Origin of the sequence: Mycobacterium sp. 852002-10029_SCH5224772 (genome assembly GCF_001667315.1) — a bacterium.
Lineage (GTDB): Bacteria > Actinomycetota > Actinomycetes > Mycobacteriales > Mycobacteriaceae > Mycobacterium.
Genome location: NZ_LZHT01000072.1, coordinates 1 through 21,835, shown reverse-complemented (window position 1 = coordinate 21,835; position 21,835 = coordinate 1). Strand labels below are relative to the sequence as shown.

20 protein-coding genes are annotated in these 21,835 nt (G+C 70.4%); 9 read left to right on the top strand and 11 right to left on the bottom strand.

All coding sequences use genetic code 11. The features are described from left to right. Window positions 1–195: 195 nt before the first annotated feature. Window positions 196–1,161 carry a diacylglycerol kinase family protein gene (locus A5775_RS11975; protein ID WP_067252230.1) on the bottom strand — a complete coding sequence of 322 codons (966 nt, stop codon included), beginning with the start codon at window positions 1,159–1,161 and terminating at the stop codon, window positions 196–198. 85 nt (window positions 1,162–1,246) lie between these two features. On the opposite strand from A5775_RS11975, the gene A5775_RS11970 reads away from it, so the two are divergent. Then, window positions 1,247–1,678, top strand: coding sequence for a hypothetical protein (locus A5775_RS11970; RefSeq protein ID WP_067252228.1), 432 nt, complete (start codon window positions 1,247–1,249; stop codon window positions 1,676–1,678). Here the strand turns inward: A5775_RS11970 and A5775_RS11965 are convergent. From A5775_RS11965 to A5775_RS11955, 3 genes are read right to left on the bottom strand one after another with little or no spacing between them, the layout of a single operon-like run. Beyond that, the gene (locus A5775_RS11965) at window positions 1,630–2,112 is read right to left on the bottom strand and encodes a GNAT family N-acetyltransferase (protein WP_067252226.1); all 483 of its coding nucleotides are present in this window, start codon (window positions 2,110–2,112) and stop codon (window positions 1,630–1,632) included. The genes A5775_RS11970 and A5775_RS11965 overlap by 49 nt on opposite strands. After that, complete coding sequence (locus A5775_RS11960; RefSeq protein ID WP_067252225.1) at window positions 2,109–3,263, bottom strand: isochorismate synthase MenF; 1,155 nt, start codon at window positions 3,261–3,263, stop codon at window positions 2,109–2,111. Before A5775_RS11960 ends, A5775_RS11965 begins: the two co-directional genes overlap by 4 nt. Further along, window positions 3,260–3,850, bottom strand: coding sequence for an acid phosphatase (locus A5775_RS11955; RefSeq protein ID WP_067252223.1), 591 nt, complete (start codon window positions 3,848–3,850; stop codon window positions 3,260–3,262). The genes A5775_RS11960 and A5775_RS11955 overlap by 4 nt, the downstream gene beginning before the upstream one ends. A gap of 113 nt (window positions 3,851–3,963) precedes the next feature. On the opposite strand from A5775_RS11955, the gene A5775_RS11950 reads away from it, so the two are divergent. After that, the gene (locus tag A5775_RS11950) at window positions 3,964–4,764 is read left to right on the top strand and encodes a ParA family protein (protein WP_156660671.1); all 801 of its coding nucleotides are present in this window, start codon (window positions 3,964–3,966) and stop codon (window positions 4,762–4,764) included. Between the two features lie 163 nt (window positions 4,765–4,927). On the opposite strand, the gene A5775_RS11945 is transcribed toward A5775_RS11950, so the two are convergent. Together A5775_RS11945 and A5775_RS11940 are read right to left on the bottom strand one after the other, a co-directional pair. Continuing rightward, window positions 4,928–6,154, bottom strand: a complete 1,227-nt coding sequence (locus tag A5775_RS11945) for a hypothetical protein (RefSeq protein ID WP_067252220.1) — start codon at window positions 6,152–6,154, stop codon at window positions 4,928–4,930. A gap of 16 nt (window positions 6,155–6,170) precedes the next feature. Beyond that, entirely contained in the window at window positions 6,171–7,700 is a 1,530-nt protein-coding gene (locus A5775_RS11940; protein ID WP_067252217.1) for a DEAD/DEAH box helicase, read from the bottom strand. 278 nt (window positions 7,701–7,978) lie between these two features. Between A5775_RS11940 and A5775_RS11935 the strand changes: the two genes are divergently transcribed. Further along, window positions 7,979–8,686 (top strand): ferritin-like fold-containing protein, encoded by a 708-nt coding sequence (locus tag A5775_RS11935; RefSeq protein ID WP_067252213.1) that lies wholly within the window; start codon window positions 7,979–7,981, stop codon window positions 8,684–8,686. Window positions 8,687–8,697: 11 nt separating this feature from the next. On the opposite strand, the gene A5775_RS11930 is transcribed toward A5775_RS11935, so the two are convergent. Further along, entirely contained in the window at window positions 8,698–9,402 is a 705-nt protein-coding gene (locus A5775_RS11930; RefSeq protein WP_067252211.1) for an MmpS family transport accessory protein, read from the bottom strand. A gap of 218 nt (window positions 9,403–9,620) precedes the next feature. Here A5775_RS11930 and A5775_RS11925 point away from each other — a divergent pair, with 218 nt between their 5' ends. Next, a complete protein-coding gene (locus A5775_RS11925; RefSeq protein ID WP_067252259.1) occupies window positions 9,621–9,881 on the top strand; it encodes a DUF3107 domain-containing protein in 261 nt (86 codons plus the stop codon). Here A5775_RS11925 and A5775_RS11920 read toward each other — a convergent pair. Then, window positions 9,878–10,564 carry a TetR/AcrR family transcriptional regulator gene (locus A5775_RS11920; RefSeq protein ID WP_067252209.1) on the bottom strand — a complete coding sequence of 229 codons (687 nt, stop codon included), beginning with the start codon at window positions 10,562–10,564 and terminating at the stop codon, window positions 9,878–9,880. The two genes, A5775_RS11925 and A5775_RS11920, sit on opposite strands and share 4 nt — an antisense overlap. A gap of 198 nt (window positions 10,565–10,762) precedes the next feature. Here A5775_RS11920 and A5775_RS11915 point away from each other — a divergent pair, with 198 nt between their 5' ends. The 3 genes from A5775_RS11915 to A5775_RS11905 all read left to right on the top strand — a co-directional run bounded on the left by A5775_RS11915 (window position 10,763) and on the right by A5775_RS11905 (window position 14,122). Next, the gene (locus tag A5775_RS11915) at window positions 10,763–11,791 is read left to right on the top strand and encodes a DUF3152 domain-containing protein (protein WP_231995163.1); all 1,029 of its coding nucleotides are present in this window, start codon (window positions 10,763–10,765) and stop codon (window positions 11,789–11,791) included. A 138-nt stretch (window positions 11,792–11,929) separates the two neighbouring features. Continuing rightward, complete coding sequence (gene moeZ, locus A5775_RS11910) at window positions 11,930–13,117, top strand: adenylyltransferase/sulfurtransferase MoeZ (RefSeq protein ID WP_067252207.1); 1,188 nt, start codon at window positions 11,930–11,932, stop codon at window positions 13,115–13,117. 150 nt (window positions 13,118–13,267) lie between these two features. Further along, the gene (locus A5775_RS11905) at window positions 13,268–14,122 is read left to right on the top strand and encodes a TIGR02569 family protein (RefSeq protein WP_067252204.1); all 855 of its coding nucleotides are present in this window, start codon (window positions 13,268–13,270) and stop codon (window positions 14,120–14,122) included. Window positions 14,123–14,512: 390 nt separating this feature from the next. Here the strand turns inward: A5775_RS11905 and A5775_RS11900 are convergent, their stop codons facing one another. Genes A5775_RS11900 through A5775_RS11890 form a run of 3 tightly spaced genes read right to left on the bottom strand, consistent with a single transcriptional unit; the run spans window position 14,513 to window position 15,861 of the window. After that, window positions 14,513–14,821 (bottom strand): MGMT family protein, encoded by a 309-nt coding sequence (locus A5775_RS11900; RefSeq protein WP_067252202.1) that lies wholly within the window; start codon window positions 14,819–14,821, stop codon window positions 14,513–14,515. A gap of 2 nt (window positions 14,822–14,823) precedes the next feature. Beyond that, complete coding sequence (locus A5775_RS11895; protein WP_067252199.1) at window positions 14,824–15,609, bottom strand: alpha/beta fold hydrolase; 786 nt, start codon at window positions 15,607–15,609, stop codon at window positions 14,824–14,826. Between the two features lie 48 nt (window positions 15,610–15,657). Then, window positions 15,658–15,861 (bottom strand): hypothetical protein, encoded by a 204-nt coding sequence (locus tag A5775_RS11890; RefSeq protein ID WP_067252197.1) that lies wholly within the window; start codon window positions 15,859–15,861, stop codon window positions 15,658–15,660. Between the two features lie 121 nt (window positions 15,862–15,982). Between A5775_RS11890 and A5775_RS11885 the strand changes: the two genes are divergently transcribed. Together A5775_RS11885 and A5775_RS11880 are read left to right on the top strand one after the other, a co-directional pair. Next, window positions 15,983–19,117, top strand: a complete 3,135-nt coding sequence (locus tag A5775_RS11885) for an ATP-dependent DNA helicase (RefSeq protein WP_067252194.1) — start codon at window positions 15,983–15,985, stop codon at window positions 19,115–19,117. Next, a partial coding sequence (locus tag A5775_RS11880) for an ATP-dependent helicase (RefSeq protein WP_231995162.1) occupies window positions 19,114–21,835 on the top strand: 2,722 nt, incomplete at its 3' end. The genes A5775_RS11885 and A5775_RS11880, both read left to right, overlap by 4 nt.

Sequence of the window (21,835 nt, the reverse complement as noted above, 5' to 3'; positions counted from 1 at the left end):
ACCCCTACGTGATTTCTGCATGCAACCTTTTGATCGTTTCACAGGCTCAACAGATGTCAATAGTGTGAGTTCGCTCGTGGGCTATCTCACTTTGATCATCTCGTCGTCAAGCCCTTACTCCGTTGTACTACACTCCGGGGCCACTCCCGTGCAGCATTTTTGTTGCGTGCGCCACACATCGCGCGTTGCCGGTGTTCAGCGGCGTTTTTGCTGGGGCGGGGCGGCCACCGCCAACGCGTCGGGGACGGCTTTGAATGTCATGGTTTCGCGCACGCCGAGGTAATCCCCGTCGAACTGGCAGGCGACGGCGCCTCCGGTCGAGGTAACTCGCACGCAGGGCAGGTCGTCCTCGGTGACGAGGTGCTTGAAGTTGAACGTGGGCCGTTTTGCGAACATCTGCCGGACGATCCGCAGGGTGGGGATCGTCTTGAGGTTGGTCGGCGCGAACACCCCCAGCCCCGACTCGAAGCTGCAGCCGGGATTGGTCCACACCGGCCGCTCGTTGGCGAACGTCCAGGGGCTGGAGTTCGACACGAACGCAAAGCTCACCCCGGTGATGGGTTCGCGCCCGGGAAGTTCGAGTGTGAGCATCGGTTCGCGGCGGGTGTAGGCCCACACGGCCGGCACCGCCGCGCGGATGTAGCGCCACGCGGTGACCTCGCCGCCCTTGTTCCGTTCGGCCTCCACCGCGGCCACCACCTCGGCGTCGACGCCCATGCCGGTGTTGAACACGGCCCACCGCTCGCCGCAGTCGATGAGGCCGATCCGGCGCCACGTGCCGTGCCGCTGATAGTCGTCGAGCAACTGGATGAGCTGATTGGTGGCCGCGACCGGATCCGGGGAGATGCCCAGTGATCGCGCCAGCACATTCGCCGAACCGCCGGGCACCACGGCCACCGCCGGCACCGGGCCGCTCGGAAGCGTTCCGGGCCGACCGAGCAGGCCGTTGACCACGCCGCTTACCGTCCCGTCGCCGCCGTGGACGACCACCAGGTCGGCGCCGTCGGCGACGGCCTTCTGCGCGAGTTCGCTGCCGTGCCCGCGGTGGTTGGTGTGTTCGACGGTGAGCTGCAAACGGCTTTTGAGTGCATGGGCCAGCAGATCGCGACCGGCCGGGGTGGTGGAAGTGGCTGTGGGGTTGACGATTAGCACGGCCCGCATGAATCACGAGCTTAGGCGGGCCGGTTAAGGCCACGCTGTGGGGGAACCGCCGGGAAACAGCGGCCGCCCTGACTACGCTGGCGCTGTGACGCCGCCAGCCGCCCCCACCACCGTTCGCCGCGCCGGCGTCATCGTCGCGGCGCAGGGGGTCGTCGCGCTGATCGTGGCGGCGGTCTTGGTGGTCCGCGGGATCGCCGGGGCGGACCAGCACATGGCCAACGGTTTGGCCACCGCGGGCTGGTTCGTCCTCGTCGGCGCCGGGGTGATCGCCGCCGGGCGCGCGCTGATTCTCGGCAAGCGCTGGGGTCGCGGGCTGGCCGTGATCACCCAGCTGCTGTTGCTGCCGGTGGCGTGGTACCTCGCCGTCGGATCACATCAGCCCGGCTTCGGGATTCCGGCCGGCGTCGTCGCGCTTATCGTGTTGGGGTTGCTGTTCAGCCCCGCCGCGGTGCGCTGGGCCGCCGGCGGTCAGGGCGACTCCGCCAGCCCCGCCAACCGCGGTCCCGACAGCCGGTAGGTGGTCCATTCGTTCTGTGGCTCCCCGCCGATCCCGTCGTAGAGCGTGATGGCGTCGGTGTTCCAGTTCAGCACCGCCCAGGACAACCGCGTGTAGCCGCGCTGCAGGCATTCGCCGGCCAGCGCCGCCAGCAGCGCCCGGGCCAGCCCGCGTCGGCGAAATCCCGGGCGCACGAACAGGTCTTCCAGATAGATGCCCGCCACGCCGTCCCAGGTGGAGAAGTTCAGGAACCACAACGCCATCGCAGCGACCTCGCCGTCCACCTCCGCCACGTGCCCGTACACCGTCGGGTGATCGCCGAAAAGCGCTGCGGTGATTTGTGTTTCGGTAACGGTGCACTGATCTGCGGCGTGCTCGAATTCGGCCAGCGCGTGGATCATCTCGGTGATAGCGGCGACGTCGCGGGGCGCGGTGCGACGGATGTCTGTGGTCATCGTTGAACTTCCAGCGCATTGAGTATGGTGGCGAATTTCGTTGTGGTTTCGGCGACTTCGGCATCGGGGTCGGATTCGGCGACGATACCGCCGCCGGCCCGCGCCAGCGCGCTGCGCCGGTCCGCCGACAGCTGCGCGCAGCGCAGCGACACCACCCAGCGGCCGTCGCCGCGGGCGTCGCACCAACCCACCGCCCCCGCGTAGAACCCGCGGTCGCCTTCCAGCTCGGCGATGAGCTGGACCGCGGCCTTGGTCGGAACCCCGCCGACCGCCGGGGTGGGGTGCAGCGCCAACGCCAAATCTATTGCGGTCGTGGATGGCTCACGTAGGCGTCCGCTGATCGGCGTGCACAGGTGCCAGACTGCCGCGGTGCGGCTCAGCTGCGGCTCGGGGGCGATCGACAGGCCGTCGCACAGCGCTTCCAAGGCCGTCCTGATGGTCTCGATAACCAGCTGATGCTCGTGACGGTCCTTGGCCGAGGAGGCCAGGGCGGCGCCGTTGGCGGCGTCGACGTCGGGGTCGGCGGCGCGCGGGGCAGACCCGGCATACGGCCGACATTCGACACGGTCGCCGTGGCGCGCAACCAGGAGCTCGGGGCTGGCACCCACCAGCGCCACGCCCGCGTAGTCGTCCCCGGCGGAGCTCAGATCGACAAGGTAGCCGTAGGCCGCCGGGTCCGCGGCCACGAGTCGGCGCAGGACCGCGCGCGCATCCATCGGGGCATCGGCCGTCAGCTGCAAGGCGCGGGCCAGCACCACCTTGTGCAGCGGGTTGTCGGCGGCGGCAAGCTGATCGCGGGCCAGGCGGATCCGGTCGCGGTAGTCGTGCGGCGGTGGGATGGCCGCAGCAACCCGCACCGTCGGCAGCGCGCCGGTCGGCCAGTCCGGCAGCCCATCGGTGATGTTCACGGCGTGCGGCGTCAGCAGCGCGGCCGGGCTATTGACATCAAAAGGCAACGCGCCCAACACAATCGATGCCTCGCTCGACCGCAACGCCGCCTGCGCCGCGCCCACGTCGCCATAGCACCGCACTACCCCGTCGGCGACCAGGGTTTGGGTCGGCCCGCACAGCGCGAACGGCGGTTCGTGGTTTAGCTGCTCGACTCCTTCACGCGCCGCTGCGCGGCGCGCATCGTCGTCTTCGCCGTTCACTGACCGGTCAACCCGAGCGCTTGCAGCTGTCGCACCCCGTGCTCGAACCCGCCCACCGCGATCGACGCGGTGATCATGCCGAAGCGGCTGCCCTCGGCGAGCGGCAGTTCGACCCAGCGGGCGATCACCGCGCGGGAGAAGTGGCCGTGGCTGACGAAGACCACATCGCGCGACGGCATCTGCTGTAGCGCCGTCGCGACCGCCGCGTCGGCGCGCTCGCTGACCTGCGTGACGCTCTCACCGCCCGGACAGCCGTGCGTCCACACCAGCCAATCGGGCACCGACTCCTGGATCTGCGCGGTGGTCAGGCCCTCGTAGGAGCCGTAGTCCCACTCCGCGAGCTGTTCGGTGACCTCGTCGATGGACAGCCCGGCCAGCTCCGCGGTGACCAGCGAGCGTCGGCGCGGGCTGCTGATCACCAGCGGGTCAACAAGTTTGAGTTCACCGAGCACCTGGCCGGCCAGCCGGGCCTGTTCCCGCCCGGCGTCGGTCAGCTCGACCTCGGTGCGGCCGGTGTGCTGGCCCGATTTCGACCACTCGGTTTCGCCGTGGCGCAGCAGCACCAAACGGTGATTGTGCAAGCCCATACCGAATGATTCTGCCGGACGACATGCTGAGCCTGCTGGGCCCAAGCGCATGGCCGACGAACATGCCAGGATGGCACTGTGAACGCACGGCGATGCGGAGGGGCGGGCGGCTAGTGAGTAGGACCCGGGTATTGGCGGTGGCCAACCAGAAAGGTGGCGTCGCCAAGACGACGACGGTTGCCTCGTTGGGGGCGGCCATGGTCGAGGAGAAGAAGCGGGTACTGCTGGTCGACCTCGACCCGCAGGGCTGCCTGACCTTCTCGCTGGGCCAAGACCCCGACAAACTCCCGGCATCCGTGCACGAGGTGCTGCTCGGCGAGATCGAACCCAACGCCGCGCTGGTCGAGACGGCCGAGGGAATGACGCTGCTGCCGGCCAACATTGACCTCGCGGGCGCCGAAGCGATGCTGCTGATGCGGGCCGGCCGCGAATACGCGCTCAAGCGCGCGCTGGCCAAACTCGCCGACCGGTTCGATGTGGTGATCATCGACTGCCCGCCGTCGCTGGGTGTGTTGACCCTCAACGGGCTGACGGCCGCCGACGAGGTCATCGTGCCGCTACAGTGCGAGACACTCGCGCATCGCGGTGTCGGTCAGTTCCTGCGCACCGTCGCCGATGTCCAGCAGATCACCAACCCGGAGTTGCGCCTGCTCGGCGCTTTGCCGACGCTGTACGACTCGCGCACCACCCACACCCGCGACGTGCTGCTCGACGTCGCCGACCGCTACAGCTTGCCCGTGCTGGCGCCGCCGATTCCGCGCACGGTGCGTTTCGCCGAGGCCAGCGCCTCGGGTTCGTCGGTGATGGCGGGCCGCAAGAACAAGGGCGCGGCGGCCTACGGCGAGCTGGCGGCGGCATTGCTCAAGCACTGGAAGAGCGGCAAGCCGCTGCCGACCTTCGCGGTCGAGGTCTAGCGGCGGTCGCCTGCCCGCCGTGCGCCGGCGCCGCAAGCTTGAGTGGGAACTGACGGCTTTGAGTGTGCGGTGGCGGCGCGCGCAATCGGCGTGTCGCCACCGCAGATTCACACCGAAAGCCAACGATTCACACTCGACGGGCGACGGCCGTCGCTTCAAGCGCTCAGCCCAGGGCGACCACGGTGTTTCCGCGCTGCTCGAACACCCGAGACCCCGACACCGCCGGGATCACCGCCGCCCCGGGCGGCGGGGGGGTCGCTGCCCGGTCGACCGGAATGTAGCGCTCGCTGGCGCCGCTGACCGGGTCGTAGACGCCGATCGCGCCAGTGACGGGCACCAACAGCCGGCCCGCCATCATCACGCCCGGCCCCAACGGCGCCGCCTTGTCACCCGCGGCGATGGTGTAGCGCAGCGCAAGGGTGTTCACGTCGAACACCATCAGCGAATCGCCGGTCCACCAGGTCATCAGGCTGCCGGCGTGGGAGATCGCCGCCGAGCGCGACGGCGGCTTGGGTAGCAGGGTGCTCGCCACGGTGGCGCCGGTTTCGTCGATCACGTCGACCCGGGGCCGCGGCGCCGGGACGTACACCGCGGTGGTGTTGTCCCGGACGGCCAGCACCCGGGCGCCCGAATCCGGCGCGACGCCCGGCTCGGCCACGATGTGTTGCTGGGGTTCGTCGTCGTCCTTGCCGGGCCGGAGCAGCACCAGCCGCAGGTCGGCCTGATTCGCACAGCTCTCCAGCACCGAGACCGCCGACGAACTGGCCGCCGCCGAGATCAGCTTGCAGCCGGAGTGCAGCCCCCGCGCCGACGGTTTCACCCGAGCGTCGGTCTCCCCGTAGGCCACCATCCGGACCATGTCGGAGCGCCACAGCTCCAGGTGGGTCTCACCGACCGACAACACCGTCATGCCATCGGAGGACAGGCGCACCCGCGGGTCGGCGTAGCCGCTGCGGGCGGGACCGCGGTGACCGGTCGCGCCGTCCAGGGTGCTCACCTGCCCGCAGCCGCGGTCGTCCCGATAAACCCCGACGGCGTACCGGTACAGCCAAGAGACTCCGCACAGGGCGGTGTCGCGTGCGTAGCTCCAGCGGGACTGGCCCGTGCCGGCATCGCGCCCGTCGATCCGGACGCCCGCACCGGTGACGACCACCCCGCCCACCACCACCGGCTCGGTGGTGGCCGGACTGGCGGCGGTCCACAGTTGTTTCAGGCCGGCCGGCACCTGCTTGGCGGGGCTCGGGTTGGGTGCCGGAACGGCGGCCGGCCGGCTGCTGGTTGCCCGCGCGTCGCTGGTCCACCAGATCAGGGCCGCGGCCAATGCGACGACGACCGCGATGCTCGCGGCCGCCGCGATGTCGCCCTTGGTCCGGCGCTCGGGTCTGACCATGGGTGGGTGCGGGGCGTCAGTTGCTTTGCGCGGTGGGGGTGGCCGCCGTGGCTTCCGCCGGCTTGCGACGCCGACGGCGGCGACGGCTGGACCCGGTGTTTCCCGGGGCTGAGCCGGCCGGCGTTTCCGCGGCCGCCTCACCGTTGCTGCTCGCGGCGCCGTTGCCCGACGGGTGCCCGCTGACGGGCTGGCCGCCGCGGGTGCGCCGCCGCGTCCCGGACCGGCGCGCGGTCTTGTCCGATTGCTGGCCCGGCTTCTGGGCGGCGCGTTCGCTGTTGCGGCGCGCGCCTTGCGGCTTGCGGGCGGCACCCACCGCGCCCGCGGCCTCGGCGGGGATGCCCAGCTCGTCGTGCAGGTGCGGCGAATTGGAGTAGGTCTCGACGGGGTCGGGGCAGTCCAGCCCCAGCGCCTTGTCGATCATCGCCCAGCGGGGCAGCTCGTCCCAATCCACCAGGGTGACGGCGATACCGGTCTTGCCGGCGCGACCGGTACGGCCGATCCGGTGCACGTAGGCCTGTTCGTCCTCGGGGATCTGGTAGTTGATGACGTGGGTGATGTCGTCGATGTCGATGCCGCGGGCGGCCACGTCGGTGGCGACGAGCACGTCGATCTCGCCGGTGCGAAAAGCCTTGAGCGCCTTCTCGCGTGCCACCTGTCCGAGGTCCCCGTGGACGGCACCCACCGCGAAACCGCGTTCGGCCAGTTCGTCGGCGACCTTCTGTGCGGTGCGCTTGGTGCGGGTGAAGATCATCGTGGCGCCGCGGCCCTCGGCCTGCAGCACCCGGCTCACCAGCTCCACCTTGTCCAAGGCGTGGGCCCGGTAGGCGTACTGGACGGTGGTGTCGTGGGTGGCCGCCGAGTGCGGCGCTTCGGCCCTGATGTGGGTGGGCTGGTTCATGAACGTGCGGGCCAGCGTGATGATCGGGTCCGGCATGGTCGCCGAGAACAGCATCGACTGCCGGTCGACGGGAATTTGGCGCAGGATGCGCTCGATGTCGGGCAAAAAGCCCAGGTCGAGCATCTCGTCGGCCTCATCGAGCACCAGCACCGAGAGCCCACCGAGCTGCAGGTGGCCCTGCTGGCTCAGGTCGAGCAGCCGGCCCGGGGTGCCCACCACGACGTCGGCGCCGGCGCGCAGGGCCTCGATCTGCGTCTCGTAGGGGCGGCCGCCGTAGATGGGGACCACCGAGAGCCGCCGGCCCTCGTCGGCGGTCAGGTGCTTGGCCGCCTGCGCCAGGTCATCGGTGACCTGCAGGCACAGCTCGCGGGTTGGCACCACGATCAGCGCCCGCGGCGTGCCGTTGAGGGGCCGCGCGGCGGTGCCGGCGGTGATGCGCTGCAGCAGCGGCACTCCGAAAGCGAGGGTCTTGCCCATGCCGGTGCGGGCCTGGCCGATCAGATCGTCGCCGGCGAGCGCCATCGGCAGGGTCAGTTCCTGGATGGCAAAAGGGCTTTCGATCCCCTTTTCGGCGAGCGCGCGCACGATTTCGTCGCGGACGCCGAGTTGAGCAAAGGTCAGTTCAGTTGTGCTTGTCAGTGTGGTCATGCGTGGGTAGGTAGCCTCTCGGGAACGTATCGGGTTGTGTCGGTGTTTCTCTGTCGCGGTCACGCGCGCACGAGTTCCGACTCCGATTACGTCGCCGAGTCGCGGGCTCCAGCTCAGTCTGGGGGGTCCCAGCCCGGGCGGGCCTGCTGTGCACGCACATTTCGCCGATAGCGGCGGGGGAGAACTTTGGCACAAATACAGCCGCCATCTACCTACATGATAGCTGGTCGCGCGCTGGGCCCCATTTTGCGCCGACTTCGCCGACTACAGTGTTGGCCATGACCCGGCCCTCTTACCAGCCCTCTTCCACCGACCAAGTGGACGATTCGGCTGCCCCACGACTGTCGGCCGATCACCCCGGCGTCAACGAGTTGTTCGCGGTCTTGGCCTACGGCGAGATCGCCGCGTTCTACCGCCTCACCGACGAGGCGCGCATGGCCCCTGACCTGCGCGGGCGGATTTCGATGGCGAGCATGGCCGCCGCCGAGATGCAGCACTACGAGCAGCTGCGCGACGCCCTGGAAAGTCGTGGCGTCGACGTGGTGCCGGCGATGTCGAAGTACGTGTCGGCGCTGGAGAACTACCACCGGCTGACGATGCCGAGTACGTGGCTGGAAGCCTTGGTGAAGACGTATGTCGGCGACGCCCTGGCCGCCGATCTGTACCTGGAGATCGCCGACGGGCTGCCCGACGAGGTTGCCGATGTGGTGCGGGCGGCGCTGGCCGAGACCGCGCACTCGCAGTTCGTCGTCGCCGAGGTGCGCGCCGCCGTCACGTCCAGCGGCAAACAGCGCAGCCGGCTGGCGCTGTGGTCACGCCGCCTGTTCGGCGAGGCGATCACTCAGGCCCAATACCTGCTGGCCGACCACGACGAGCTCGTCGACCTGGTGATGTCGGGCGCCGGCGGACTGGGTCAGCTCAGCGCGTTCTTCGATCGGTTGCAGCAGACGCACGACCGGCGCATGCGCGAACTGGGCCTGAGCTGACGGCGTAGGCCTCAGCGTGAGCAGGTCGCCATGTTCGACGGAGCGGCCGACGCCATGATCCGCTGACCGGCGGCGTTGAAGACCGAGCAACTGAGCTGGCCGTAGAAGCTGGTCGCGACCACGGATTGGTTCTGCACGCCGGGATTGAGGACCACCACCTTCGACCACGGCAGCGACACGTTGAACTCGCTCTGCGGAACGCCCCGCGCGTCGGTGTAGACGACGTTCACCAGGTCCAGCAACTGCTTCGACCCGCTCACGCTGTAGACGACGGTGCGCGGGTTGAGCGCGGCCGTCGGGGGGGCGGCCGCGAGAGGTGGTGTGGCGGTGGGCGTTTGGGCCGCTGGGGTCCTGGGCGCGGCGCTCGGCGTGGTGACCGTCGTCACGGTCTCGGGCGGCAACTGGGCCACCCGGGAAGGGCTGGGCGGGGTCGATGCCTTGGTGGTCGCGGGAGCCGAGGTCACCGGAGGAGCCGGCGCCCCCAGCGTGGCCTTGGTTGACGCGCTGTCACCGCTGTTGATGATGACGGCGGTGGCGATGGCGCCGATGGCCACCACCGCGCCGAGAATCGCGCTGGCCGGTCGCCAGCGCGAGTCGCTCGGCCAGCCCGTCCAGTTGTAGTCGGCGTGCAGGTAGGGGTCGGTGTCGCAGTCGTCAGCGTCGTCGTCCGGATAGCTCCGGATGCGGTCGTCGAGGTGCGGCGATGTGGTACCCATGGGGCCGAAGTTAGCCATGTGAAAGCACAGATCGGGTATCGCGCGGGTGTGTGAGACAACCTGCAAGCGAATCGTTATCGGCGCGCGACCGAAGTTTCGCTGATCGCGAAGTGTGGGACGCGACGAGGTGGGGGTCGGCCCCGTCCACTAGCCTGCTGCTGACAGGGCTGGGACTTTACTGCCCGCGCACGGCTTCAATACCTACGGAAGGGGTGACCGTGGAGGTCAAGATCGGGATCACGGATAGTCCGCGCGAGCTGGTCCTTGCCAGCGACCAGACACCCGCCGAAGTCGAAGAACTGGTCAGCGCCGCGCTCAGCGAAGGGTCGGGGCTGCTGCGCCTGAGCGACGAGCGGGGCCGTCGCTTCCTGATCCACACCACCAAGATCGCCTACGTCGAGATCGGCGTCGCCGACGCGCGCCGAGTCGGCTTCGGGATCAGCGCCGAAGCCGGGAAACACGCCGGTAAGGGCAATTAAGAGCGAGTCAGCGGCACGTGTGACAGTCCGCCCCAGGCGAACTGGACGGTGCCCTCGACGGCGTCCGCCTTGGAAATCGGACGGTCGGAGTCGAGCCAGTACCTGGCGCAGTCGACGCTGATGCCGACCAGCCCGACGGCAATCATCCGCGCGCGATGCGGGTCCAGCCCGGAATCCTCGCTGATCAACGCGAATACCGCGTCGATGCAGGATTCGGTGGCGACGCGCACCTGCGCGGCCACCTCGGGTTCGGTGACGTAATCGTTCTCGAAGATCAGCCGGTACCCCTGGCTGTCGTGCTCGATGAAATCGAAAAACGCTTGCACCGCGGCGTGCAACCGCCGGCGGTTGTCCTTGGTGGCGCTCAACGCTTGCTGAACGCCCGAGACCAGGTTTTCCACGTGCCGCGCCAGCACCGCGAGGTACAGCTCGAGCTTGCTCGTAAAGTGTTGATACAGAACGGGTTTGCTAACTCCGGCCCGATCGGCGATCTCGTCCATGCCGGCCGCGTGGTAGCCGCGGTCGACGAAGACGTCGCTGGCGACGATGAGCAACTGGCCGCGGCGTTCATCGCGGGGTAAGCGGTTGCCCCGCCGGTTGGACGCCGGGGCGCCGTCCGCCGGCCGCCCGCGGTCAGCCGATCTGACGGCACGCCGGGCCGGCATCTTGGCGAGTTCGCTCATCGAGTCCTCATCTGATTGTCGACGGCCGACCGTCGGTTCACCGGGGCCAGCCGCTCGCAGCTCGTTGAAAAGACCTTACTACCCGGGGGGTTGGATCTCCCGCCCTTGCCGTCGTCGCCGCTGGCAGAAGCGGTGTCGGGCGGGGGATTCGGGCGCGCCACGGACGGCGCGGGTGGTCCGCTGTGTAATCCTGGGAAAATGACGTCGCAGCGGCCCCCGCGCGGCACCGGTCGCGTGCCGGTGCTCCGCGACGAGTGGCGCGAACCGCTGCGGGCGCTGCGTGACCCCCTGGCCGCCCCGGAAGCCGGACGGGCGCGGGCCGACCGTGAGCGGCAGCGACGGTGGCGCAAACAAACGTGGCTGGGGCGGTTCGTCTCCACCTACGGCTGGCGCGCGTACGCCCTGCCCGTCCTGGTGGTGCTCACCGCCGTGGTCATGTATCAGACGGTGACCGGCGCCGGGGCACAGAAGCCGACGGCCAGTCAGCCCATCGAGATCCCGCCCGCGATCGGCGCGGTGGGCACCACGATCATTGACGCTCCGCCGCGCGGGCTCGCCGCGTTCGACGCCAACCTGCCGGCCGGGACGTTGCCGGACGGCGGCCCCTTCACCGAAGCGGGCGACAAGACGTGGCACGTGGTGCCTGGCATGACGCCGCAGATCGGTCAGGGCACCGCCAAGGTGTTCCGGTACACCGTCGAGGTGGAGAACGGCATCGACCCGACGATGTTCGGCGGCGACGAAGCATTCGCGCAGATGGTCGACCAGACGCTGGCCAATCCGAAGGGCTGGACACACAATCCGCAGTTCGCGTTCGTCCGGATCGATAACGGCAAACCCGACTTTCGGATCTCGCTGGTGTCGCCGGTGACCGTTCGGGAGGGGTGCGGCTACGAATTCCGGCTGGAGACGTCCTGTTACAACCCGGTATTCGGCGCCAACCGCGAGGCGCGGGTCTTCATCAACGAGGCGCGCTGGGTGCGCGGCGCCGTGCCGTTCGAAGGGGACATCGGTTCCTACCGGCAGTACGTGATCAACCACGAGGTGGGCCACGCCATCGGATACCTGCACCACGAGGACTGCGAACAGCAGGGCGCCCTGGCGCCGGTGATGATGCAGCAGACCTTCTCGACGTCGAACAATGACGCCGCGCAATTCGACCCCGACGTCGTCAAGGCAGACGGGAAGACCTGCCGCTTCAACCCCTGGCCATACCCGATCGCCTAGCCCGGATCTCGTGCGCGCCACGCAGCGGCGCGAGGAGGAGCCGGGCACTCGGGCCTAGCCCGGATCCCGTGCGTGCAGCGTCTCGTTGCCGTCGTCCCCGCGGGCTGCTGTGATGGTGTGAGAAGCCGAACCGAGGAGATGTTTTCCGTGTCGTCGTTGCCGCCTCTGGTGGCGCCCGCAGACCACCTGACCGGTGACGAGGTGGCCCGCTACAGCCGTCAACTGATCATTCCCGGCCTGGGGGTCGACGGGCAGAAGCGGCTCAAGAACGCCCGGGTGCTGGTGATCGGCGCCGGTGGCCTGGGGGCGCCGACGTTGCTCTACCTGGCCGCCGCCGGCGTGGGCACGATCGGCATCGTCGAATTCGACGTGGTCGAGGAATCGAACCTGCACCGTCAGATCATTCACGGCGTCGCCGACGTCGGGCGGCCCAAGGCCGTCTCGGCGCGAGAGTCGATGGCCACGATCAACCCATTGGTCGACCTGCGCCTGCATGAGGTGCGCCTGGACTCCACCAACGCCGTCGAATTGTTCGGCTCCTACGACCTGATCGTGGACGGCACCGACAACTTCGCCACCCGGTATCTGATCAACGACGCGGCGGTGCTGGCGAAAAAGCCATACGTGTGGGGGTCGATTTACCAATTCGAGGGCCAGATCTCGGTGTGTTGGGAGGACGCGCCGGACGGACGCGGCCTCAACTACCGCGATCTCTACCCGGAGCCGCCGCCGCCCGGCACCGTCCCGTCGTGCGCCGAGGGTGGCGTGCTGGGGATCGTCTGCGCCTCCGTCGCCTCGGTGATGAGCACCGAAGTGATCAAACTCATCACGGGCATCGGCGAATCGCTGTTGGGCCGGTTGATGATCTACGACGCGCTCCAGATGACCTACCGCACCATCGCGATTCGCCGGGATCCGTCCGACGCGTCGAGGCCGACGATCACCGAGCTCGTCGACTACGAGCAGTTGTGTGGCGTGGCGCCGGAGCCCCCGGCCGGCGATGCCTCGGCCATCAGCCCACTGGAGTTGCGCGAGCTGCTGGATTCCGGCAGGGAGCTCGCCCTGATCGACGTCCGCGAGCCCGTGGAGTTCGACATCGTGCACATCGACGGGGCGCAGCTGATCCCGCAGTCATCGATCAACTCCGGGGAGGGTCTGGCAAAGCTGCCGCGAGATCGCATGCCGGTGCTGTATTGCAAAACGGGGGTGCGCTCAGCACAGGTGCTGGCGGTGCTGAAGAAGGCCGGATTTGCCGACGCGGTGCATCTGGAAGGCGGAATCGTGGCCTGGGCGCAGCAGATGCAGCCCGACATGATCCTGTACTGACCCGATACGACTGTTGGACTCATGCGGCTACCCGCCGCGCCCGGCGTTGCCGAGCTTGCGGTCGCCGCTGAATTGGTCTGGCGGCGACCCGCCGCGCCCGGCTTTGCCGAGCTTGCGGTCGCCGCTGTTGGACTCGTTTAGAGTACCGGTGTGACAGTCGAGCCACCGCCGGAACATGTGCTCTCGGCGTTTGGTTTGGCCGGCGTCAAACCCGTCTATCTGGGTGCCAGCTGGGAGGGCGGCTGGCGGTGTGGCGAAGTCGTCTTGTCGCTGGTGGCCGACAACGCGCGCGCGGCGTGGTCCGCGCGGGTTCGCGAAACGTTGTTCGTCGACGGCGTTCGGCTGGCCCGTCCGGTCCGTTCCACCGACGGGCGATACGTGGTGTCCGGGTGGCGGGCGGACACCTTCGTCGCCGGGACGCCGGAACCCCGCCACGACGAGGTCGTCTCGGCGGCGGTGCGCCTGCACGAGGCGACGGGCAAACTCGAACGCCCCCGCTTTCTGACCCAGGGCCCCACGGCGCCCTGGGGGGACGTCGATATTTTCATCGCCGCCGACCGTGCGGCGTGGGAGGAACGTCCGCTGTCCTCGGTGCCGCCCGGTGCGCGGGCGGCCCCTGCGAGCGCCGACGCCGAGCGATCGGTGGAGTTGCTCAACCAGCTCGCCACGTTGCGCAAGCCGACCAAAAGCCCCAACCAGCTGGTGCACGGGGATCTTTACGGCACAGTGCTTTTCGTGGGCACCGCGGCGCCGGGCATCACCGACATCACCCCCTACTGGCGGCCCGCATCGTGGGCGGCGGGCGTGGTGGTCATCGACGCGCTCTCCTGGGGCGAGGCCGACGACGGACTCATCGAACGCTGGAGCGCGCTGCCGGAATGGCCGCAGATGTTGTTGCGGGCGTTGATGTTTCGACTTGCGGTCCACGCTTTGCACCCGCGGTCCACCGCTGAGGCGTTCCCCGGCCTGGCCCGCACCGCGGCGCTGGTCCGGTTGGTGCTCTAGTCCAATCGCGTGGCGACCCGCTGCGCCCGGCTTCGCCGCGCTGGCGATCGCCACTAGGCCAATCGCGTGGCGACCCGCTGCGCCCGGCTTCGCCGCGCTGGCGATCGCCACAGTCCAATCGCGTGGCGACCCGCTGCGCCCGGCTTCGCCGCGCTGGCGATCGCCACAGTCCAATCGCGTGGCGACCCGCTGCGCCCGGCTTCGCCGCGCTGGCGATCGCCACAGTCCAATCGCGTGGCGACCCGCTGCGCCCGGCTTCGCCGCGCTGGCGATCGCCACAGTCCAATCGCGTGGCGACCCGCTGCGCCCGGCTTCGCCGCGCTGGCGATCGCCACAGTCCAATCGCGTGGCGACCCGCTGCGCCCGGCTTCGCCGCGCTGGCGATCGCCACTAGTCCCCGGCCGGGAATTCGAAGCGCACCTCGCGCAACGCGATCCTGCCGTCATGGGCAAGCACACCTTCGGCGCGCAGCAGCTCCAGCTGGCGGCTGGTCAGATGTCGCGCGGGGCGCCCGGAGGCGGTGATCACCCGGTGCCACGGCAGGTCCGAGGAGTCGGTCCGCATGATCCAGCCGACGATCCGCGGGCTGGAAAGCCCTGCGACAGAGGCGATATCGCCGTACGTGGCTACCCTGCCGGACGGAATGGCGGCGACCAGGGCGCGCACCCGCTCCACCTGATCGTCGGTCACCGGTGCCACGGTCAGCGGGCTTCCAGTAGCTCGCGCGCCAACGTCGCGACGTCGTCGGGCTTGGCGTAGGGCACCATGTGGTTGCAGTCGAAATCCAGCAGCCGGAAATGCGATACCAGCCGCTGCTGAAGGCCCGCGACGAGTTCGTCGGTGACGTAGGGCGGCGATGTCCGCTTGGCGCGCACCAGGATCGTCGGCGTCTGCGCCGGGGGCAGCACGGCGTCGCGGGCGAGCTCGCTCCAGTACGACATCATCGCCGGCAGGCTGATGCGCCAGCCGTAGCGGCCATTGGGCAGCGCGATCAGATGCTCGTCGAGCTCGGCGTCGAGCAGTGCGGGCTCGACATCCGACCACGAGCCGTGCACCTTTTCCGCGCGCGCTTCTTCGGCGTCCGGATAGTCGGGGGAGGACAACATCGCCTCGGCGATGTCACGCATCCATGCGCCGTCCAATCCGATCGCCGGATCCAGCAGCAACAGCCCCGCCACCTGGCTCGGGCGGGCTGCGGCCAGATGCATGGCCAGGCCCGCGCCGAACGAGTGGCCAACCACCACCACCGGCGTGTCGGACTGCCCGTCGAGCAGGGCGGCCAGCGCCGTGACGTTGGCGTCGATGCTCCACGGCGCCGCCCACGACGACCGGCCGTGGCCAAGCAGATCCGGTGCGGCCAGGCCGATTTCGGGCAGCAAGCCAGACAACTGCTGCCAGCGCTGCCCGTGGCCGGTCAGCCCGTGCAGCGCCAGGATCCGCACCGGACCGGACGGACCGTAGCGGTGTACGTATAACTCAGCGGTCACGCGTCGATGGTGCCAGCCGCCGCTGGCGCGGGTCGCGGGCGGTCCGGCTCAGCGGTCGTCGTCCCGATCGTCCTCCGCGGCGACGACGTAGGCCTGCTCGATCACGTCGGCTTCGTCGGCCTCGCGATCCCGGGCGCTCACGTAATCGGTGTCCAGGCCGGCCTCGTCGTTGGAATCGGCGGGCAGCAGTTGCTCCACCGCGTCGCCTTCGGGTGCCTCGTCGGTGGGAAAGCCGTGTCGGTTGTCCGTCATGGTCTTCAACCCTCCTTCTGCTCGTCGAGACCATTCTTCGCCCTGCTCCGGCCTCCAGGGTAAGGGCCGGCGTCGGTGCAGGCCGGGCCCACTTGTCACACCCTGGTGATTGCATGCAGCCATGGCATACACCTGGGACGCCGACGCGAGCGCTCTGCTGGCGCCCGGGCCGCGCGGGGTCGTTCGCGTGCTCGGTGGGCCCGGCACCGGTAAGAGCAGCCTGCTGATCGACGCCGCGGTCGCCCAGATCGACGCCGGCATGGAGCCGGGATCCGTTCTGCTGCTTACCGGTTCCGGTCGGCTCGGGATGGCCCAGCGCAGCGCGTTGACGACGGCGTTGCTGCGCGCGCGCTCCACCGGTGCGGGCCGGGTCGCCGTGCGCGAGCCGCTGGTGCGCACCGTGCACGGGTACGCCTACGCGGTCTTGCGGCGCGCCGCCGAGCGCGCCGGCGAGGCGCCCCCGCGGCTGGTGACCAGCGCCGAACAGGACGCCATCATCCGCGAACTCCTGGCCGGAGACCTCGACGACGGCCCGCGCGCGGCGACGGCATGGCCGGCGCAGCTACGGCCGGCCCTGAGCACCGCGGGGTTCGGCAACGAACTGCGAAACCTGTTGGCCCGTTGCGCCGAACGCGGTGTCGATCCCCAGGAACTGGAGCGGCTGGGCCGTCGTTGCCGCCGGCCGGAATGGACCGCCGCCGGCCAATTCGCGCGCCAGTACGAACAGGTGATGCTGCTGCGCGCGGCGGTCGGCACGGCCGCGCCCGAGGCGACGACGCCCGCGCTGGGCGCGGCCGAATTGGTGGGCGCCGCGCTGGAGGCGTTCGCCGTCGATCCTGAGCTGCTGGCGGCCGAACGCGGCCGGATCCGGGTCCTGCTGGTCGACGACGCCCAACAGCTCGACCCGCAGGCGGCCCGCCTGGTTCGCGTGCTCGCGGCGGGCGCCGACCTGGCGCTGATCGCCGGGGATCCCAATCAGGCGGTGTTCGGCTTTCGGGGCGGCGAACCCGCCGGTCTGCTCGACGGCGGGGCCCCGGCGGTGACGTTGACGACGTCGCACCGCTGCGCGCCCGCCGTGGCCCGCGCCGTCAGCGGCATCGCCGGCCGGTTGCCCGGCGCCAGTCCCGGCCGCCGGATCGACGGCGCCGGCGCGGGGGACGGGTCGGTCACGGTGCGCCTGGCCGCCTCGGCGCACGCCGAGGTGGCGACGATCGCCGACGCGCTGCGCCGCGCACACCTGGTCGACGGCGTGCCGTGGTCGCAGATGGCGGTCGTCGTCCGCTCGGTGCCGCGGGCCGGCGCGCGGTTGCCGCGCGCGTTGGCGGCCGCCGGGGTCCCGGTGGCCGCGCCGGCCGCGGCCGGCCCGGTGGCCGAGGAGCCGGCGGTGCGCGCGCTACTGACGGTGCTGCTGGCCGCCGACGGGCTGGACGGACAGCAGGCGCTGGCGTTGCTGACCGGTCCCATCGGTCGCGTCGACCCGGTCTCGCTGCGGCAGCTGCGGCGAACGCTGCAGCGCGCCAACCCCGATCGCCCACCGGGGGATTTCGCCGAGCTGTTGGTGGAGGCGCTGTCCGGCGCCGCACCGCCGCCGGGTCCGCAATTCCGTTCGCTGCGCAAGGTCCGCGCCGTGCTGGACGCCGCCGCGCGCTGTCACCGCGCGGGTCAAGACCCGCGCTACACGCTGTGGGCCGCCTGGCACCAGTCCGGGCTGCAGCGTCGCTGGCTGTCGGTCAGCGAGCGCGGGGGCCCCGCCGCCGCGCAGGCCACCCGGGACCTCGGGTCGGTGACCGCGCTGTTCGACATCACCGATGAGTACGTGTCACGAACCTCGGGCGCGTCGTTGCGCGGGCTGATCGAGCACGTCGCCGCGCTACAGCTGCCGGGCGTCAACTCCGAGCCGGCGGCCACGGCTGAACAGGTCAGGGTGCTCAGCGCGCACGCCGCGCTGGAACATGAATGGGATTTCGTGGTCATCGCCGGACTGCAGGATGGGTTGTGGCCCAACACCGTTCCGCGTGGTGGTGTGCTGAACACCCAGCGGCTGCTCGACGAGCTGGACGGGGTCGCCGCAGACGCCTCCATGCGGGCGCCACTGGTGGCCGAAGAGCGCAGGTTGCTGGTGGCGGCGATGGGCCGCGCCCGCCGGAGGTTACTGGTGACGGCCGTGGACAGCGACGCCGGCGGCGCGGATCACGCGGCCGCGCTACCGTCGCCGTTCTTTTTCGAAATTGCACAGTGGGCCGACGAGGACGTCGAACATGGCGCGCCACAGCCTCTTTCGGCGCCACGAGTGCTGTCGGCGGCCGCACTGGTGGGTAGGCTGCGCGGCGTGGTGTGCGCACCCGATGGCGCGGTGGACGAGCTCGACCGCGATTGCGCGGCAACCCAATTGGCCCGGCTCGCCAAAGCCGGGGTGCCCGGCGCCGATCCGGCCGGTTGGCACGGCCTCACCCCGGTGAGCACCGGCGAGCCGCTGCGGGATGCCGACGACGTCGTCACGCTGACCCCCTCGACCATGCAGACGCTGGCCGACTGCCCGCTGCGCTGGCTCGCCGAACGCCACGGCGGCACCAACCCCCGCGATCTGCGCTCCACCATTGGTTCGGTGGTGCACGCGCTGATCGCCGAACCGCGCAGAAGCGACGCGGAACTGCTGGCCGAGCTGGAGCGCGCCTGGCGGCACCTGCCCTTTGCGGCGCAATGGCATTCGGATAACGAGCTGGCCCGTCACCGCGCGATGCTCGAGGCTTTCATCGAGTGGCGCACCCAGACCCGGGGCGCGCTGACCGAGGTCGGCGTCGAGGTCGAGATCGACGGAACGCTGCAAACCGAGGGCGGGGGACAGGTTCGGTTGCGCGGCCGGGTCGACCGGCTGGAGCGCGACGCCGCCGGTCGACTGGTGATCGTCGACGTCAAAACCGGCAAGTCCCCCGTCAGCAAGGACGACGCCCAACAACACGCCCAGCTGGCGATGTATCAGCTGGCGGTGGCCGAAGGGCTGGTGTCCTCCGAAGGCGACAATGTGGAACCCGGTGGGGCGCGCCTGGTTTACGTCGGCAAGGCCGGAGCCGCGGGAGTAGTCGAACGGGAACAGGATCCGCAGACGGCGGCCGCCGGCCAGGAGTGGCGCGAGACCATCCGGCGAGCAGCGGCCGCGACGGCCGGCCCGCAGTTCATCGCGCGGCGCAACGACGGTTGCACGCATTGCCCTATACGGCCGTGCTGTCCCGCGCACACGGGTGGGGCGGACCGATGAGCGCACGCTACACCCCGAACGAATTGGCTTGCGCGCTAGGTCTTTTCCCGCCGACCGAGGAGCAGTCCGCGGTCATCGCCGCGCCGCCAGGGCCGCTGGTCGTGATCGCGGGCGCGGGAGCCGGTAAGACCGAGACCATGGCCGCACGGGTGGTGTGGCTGATCGCCAACGGCTACGCCGAACCCTCCCAGGTGCTGGGATTGACGTTCACCCGCAAGGCCGCCGGCCAGCTGCTGCGCCGCGTCCGGTCCCGGCTGGCCCGGTTGGCCGGCACCGGCCTGGGTGGGACGAGCCCGGTCGGCAATGCGACCGTCGAGCCCGAGGGCGCCCCGGTGGTCAGCACCTACCACGCTTTCGCGGGCTCGCTGCTGCGTGACTACGGGCTGTTGCTGCCCGTGGAGCCCGACACCCGGTTGCTCAGCGAAACCGAGTTGTGGCAGCTGGCTTTCGACGTGGTGAACGGGTACCGCGGTGAGCTGCACACCGACAAGACCCCGGCCGCCGTCACCTCGATGGTGCTGCGGCTGTGGGGACAGCTGGCCGAACACCTCGTCGACACCGGCCAGCTGCGCGATACCCATGTGGAGCTTGAGCGGCTCGTCCATACCCTGCCCGCGGGCCCGTATCAGCGGGAGCGCGGCCCCAGCCAATGGCTGCTGCGGCTGCTGGGCACCCAGACCGAGCGTGCGCAGCTGGTGTCGTTGCTGGATGCCCTCAACGAACGCATGCACACCGCGGACGTGATGGATTTCGGCATGCAGATGGCGTCCGCGGCGCGGCTGGCGGCGACCTTCCCGCAGGTCGGCGAGGATCTGCGCGGCCGCTACCGGGTGGTGCTGCTCGACGAGTATCAGGACACCGGCCACGCCCAGCGCATCGCGCTGTCAGCCCTGTTCGGCGGTGGGGTCGACGACGGGCTGGCGCTCACGGCCGTCGGCGACCCCATCCAGTCCATCTATGGCTGGCGGGGGGCCTCGGCGACCAACCTGCCCCGCTTCACCACCGACTTTCCGTACTCCGACGGCAGCCCCGCCCCGGTCCTGGAATTGCGGACCAGCTGGCGCAATCCGCCGCGGACTCTGCGGGTCGCCAACGCCGTATCCGCCGAGGCGCGACGGCGATCGGTGGCCGTGCACGCGCTGCGCCCGCGCCCGGACGCCCCGCCCGGCACCGTCCGCTGCGCGTTGCTGCCCGACGTGGTGGCCGAACGTGAGTGGATCGCCGAGCACCTCGACACCCACTACCGACAGGCCCGGGCGGACGGCGTCAACCCGCCGACCGCCGCGGTGCTGGTGCGACGCAACGCCGACGCCGCGCCCATCGCCGACGCGCTGCGCGCCCGCGGAATCCCGGTCGAGGTCGTCGGGCTGGCCGGGCTGCTGTCGGTCCCCGAGGTCGCCGAGGTCGTGGCCATGCTGCGGCTGGTCGCGGAACCGACGGCCGGCGCGGCGGCGATGCGGGTGCTCACCGGAGCACGCTGGCGCCTCGGCGCCCGCGACGTTGCCGCGCTCTGGCAGCGTGCGCGTGCGCTCGGCGGGACCGTGGCGGCCGGCGCGCCGCCCTCTGCCGTGTCGATCGCGCGCGCCGCCGACCCGTCCCACGTCGATGCCGACACCGTGTGCCTGGCCGACGCGATCGCCGATCCGGGTCCGGCCGGCTCGTATTCGGCGGCGGGATATCAGCGCATCACCGCGCTGGCCGCCGAACTGAGCGCGCTGCGCGCCCGCCTCGGCCATTCCCTTCCAGATCTGGTGGCCGAGGTGCGACGCGTGCTGGGCGTCGACTGCGAAGCCCGGGCCGCGGCGGGGGTAGCGGCGGGCTGGGCGGGCACCGAGCACCTGGACGCGTTCGCCGACGTCGTCTCCGGTTACGCCGAACGCGCCGACGGCGTGGCCACGCCGGTCGACGCATCGGCGGCCACCTCAGTGGCCGGTCTGCTGGCATTTCTGGATGTCGCCGAGTCGGTCGAGAACGGTTTGGCGCCAGCCCCGTTGGCGGTCGCGCGCGATCGCGTCCAAGTGCTCACCGTGCACTCCGCGAAGGGGCTGGAATGGCAGGTGGTGGCGGTCGCGCACCTGTCGGGCGGGATTTTTCCGTCGACCGCGTCGAGGAGCAGCTGGCTCACCGACGCCGCGGAGCTGCCGCCACTGCTCCGGGGCGACCGCGCCGCCGCGGGCGCCCTCGGCATCCCGGTGCTGGACACCTCGGACGTCACCAACCGAAAACAACTGTCGGACAAGATCTCCGAGCATCGGCGCCAGCTCGACCAGCGGCGCATCGACGAGGAGCGCCGATTGCTATATGTCGCCATCACCCGCGCCGAGGACACCCTGCTGGTATCCGGACACCACTGGGGCGCCACCGGGATCAAACCCCGTGGCCCGTCGGATTTCCTGGTGGAGATCAAGGACGTCATCGACGGTGCGGCCGCGGCCGGCGACCCCTGCGGAACCGTGGAGCACTGGGTGCCGGAACCCGCCGACGGCGAACGAAACCCGCTGCGCGACAAAGTCGTCGAAGCGGTGTGGCCGGCCGACCCGTTGGCGGGCCGGCGCAGCGATGTCGAGCGCGGTGCGGTGCTGGTGAGCCAGGCGCTGGCCGGCGAGCCTGGCGAGGCATGGGGGGGGGGGGGGGGGGGGGGGGGGGGGGGCGGGCGGGGGGGGGGGGGGGGGCGGGGGGGGGGGCGGGGGGGGGGGGGGGGGGGGGCGGGGGGGGGGG